1 CRISPR repeat array is annotated in these 2,613 nt (G+C 36.9%).

Features of this window, described 5'->3' with window-relative positions:
* Positions 1 to 64: 64 nt before the first annotated feature.
* Positions 65 to 2,608: direct repeats of the CRISPR family, unit length 36 nt; unit sequence GCTATTGATTCCTTCAGTTTTCAGCTAAAATAGATC.
* Positions 2,609 to 2,613 lie beyond the last annotated feature (5 nt).

Below are 2,613 nucleotides of genomic sequence, written 5' to 3'. Positions count from 1 at the left end.
TATTGATTCCTTCAGTTTTCAGCTAAAATAGATCCGATTGCCGGTGCGCGATGATGAGTTTGACGCTATTGATTCCTTCAGTTTTCAGCTAAAATAGATCGGGAAATGACTGATCAATGGACAACAATGTGCTATTGATTCCTTCAGTTTTCAGCTAAAATAGATCCAAATAAACTAATTCACTAGCGACAACAACGCTATTGATTCCTTCAGTTTTCAGCTAAAATAGATCAGCAATGTGGAAATGGCCTATGAATTACACGCTATTGATTCCTTCAGTTTTCAGCTAAAATAGATCCGGACGAGTTGCCACCGCGTCAACTACTCAGCTATTGATTCCTTCAGTTTTCAGCTAAAATAGATCACCAGGATTAGTAAATGTTCGTACAAGATAGCTATTGATTCCTTCAGTTTTCAGCTAAAATAGATCATAAAAATTGTTATATAATGCAGCAGTGACGCTATTGATTCCTTCAGTTTTCAGCTAAAATAGATCTCCTGTATCTTTGTGAACCCAACCGCATAAGCTATTGATTCCTTCAGTTTTCAGCTAAAATAGATCATTGATCTTTCACAAATTGATTATATTTTGGCTATTGATTCCTTCAGTTTTCAGCTAAAATAGATCATTCTATTGCTAAACAAATGGCAACTAAATGCTATTGATTCCTTCAGTTTTCAGCTAAAATAGATCAATTGCATCGGATACCTGAGTAACCTGAGCGCTATTGATTCCTTCAGTTTTCAGCTAAAATAGATCGGTGCTCATTTTTGGGAAGCAACTCAACGTGCTATTGATTCCTTCAGTTTTCAGCTAAAATAGATCCTCTTCGGATCCGCCTTGCCATTGATCGGCGCTATTGATTCCTTCAGTTTTCAGCTAAAATAGATCAACTACCGAAGCGGCGCCACTGACATTGAGGCTATTGATTCCTTCAGTTTTCAGCTAAAATAGATCAAATACCAAATGTGAAACTCGCTACATCGAGCTATTGATTCCTTCAGTTTTCAGCTAAAATAGATCTTTTGTACCGCATATGATTTAAACGGTTCGGCTATTGATTCCTTCAGTTTTCAGCTAAAATAGATCCAGTACTGTAAGCTGCAAGGCAAGCTGACAGCTATTGATTCCTTCAGTTTTCAGCTAAAATAGATCCAAAACAGACACCGCAGCCCCAATCACAGCGCTATTGATTCCTTCAGTTTTCAGCTAAAATAGATCGATATATAGTTGTATTTCCTTGAGCGTCATGCTATTGATTCCTTCAGTTTTCAGCTAAAATAGATCCTGCTTTAACATTGGATCGTTCCGCATTGCGCTATTGATTCCTTCAGTTTTCAGCTAAAATAGATCCACAGATTTAAAGTCACCTGTGATCTCGGAGCTATTGATTCCTTCAGTTTTCAGCTAAAATAGATCTGAAACCTATGTATTGTCTAATACTAGTTGGCTATTGATTCCTTCAGTTTTCAGCTAAAATAGATCACAACAGCTAAAGAATTAACTGATTTACAAGCTATTGATTCCTTCAGTTTTCAGCTAAAATAGATCAGAAGACTGCGGATCATAGTTAGCGTGGTAGCTATTGATTCCTTCAGTTTTCAGCTAAAATAGATCAAAACTAAAAGATGATTGGCAGCCAACCAGGCTATTGATTCCTTCAGTTTTCAGCTAAAATAGATCTCCGTTTAAAAAGAAGGTGAGCAAAATGGAGCTATTGATTCCTTCAGTTTTCAGCTAAAATAGATCAACTTGGGTAAAAAGCAATCCTTTGCTTGAGCTATTGATTCCTTCAGTTTTCAGCTAAAATAGATCTTTATCATCTACCACAGCCGTGATAATCGCGCTATTGATTCCTTCAGTTTTCAGCTAAAATAGATCCGTAATTGTATTAACTCCGACCTGAGCTGCGCTATTGATTCCTTCAGTTTTCAGCTAAAATAGATCGTCGTGGAGTATTTAATGAAGCTGCACAGAGCTATTGATTCCTTCAGTTTTCAGCTAAAATAGATCGGTGCTCATTTTTGGGAAGCCACTCAGCGTGCTATTGATTCCTTCAGTTTTCAGCTAAAATAGATCACTGATCTGCTTTTCACTCAGTGGCTGCATGCTATTGATTCCTTCAGTTTTCAGCTAAAATAGATCAATACTTTTAATTTTCCTAGGGTGCGTTGCGCTATTGATTCCTTCAGTTTTCAGCTAAAATAGATCTCATCAATCCCACTTAACACCTGTGATTCGGCTATTGATTCCTTCAGTTTTCAGCTAAAATAGATCTGATGCTGCTGGTTCACCGAAAAGAATTGGGCTATTGATTCCTTCAGTTTTCAGCTAAAATAGATCAAAAATAAAGTTATCACGCATGCAAGTAATGCTATTGATTCCTTCAGTTTTCAGCTAAAATAGATCCAAACCAATTTGGATAAGACCAACAAGACTGCTATTGATTCCTTCAGTTTTCAGCTAAAATAGATCTTAGCAGCTAATGTCCAGAACAGTTTGGCTGCTATTGATTCCTTCAGTTTTCAGCTAAAATAGATCCACAGATTTAAAGTCACCTGTGATCTCGGAGCTATTGATTCCTTCAGTTTTCAGCTAAAATAGATCATTCA

It is taken from the genome of Loigolactobacillus binensis, assembly GCF_005405165.1.
In the GTDB taxonomy this organism is placed as follows: Bacteria; Bacillota; Bacilli; order Lactobacillales; family Lactobacillaceae; genus Loigolactobacillus; species Loigolactobacillus binensis.
The sequence above is the reverse complement of the archived record's forward strand: the minus strand, read 5'-3'. Positions and strand labels throughout refer to the sequence as shown.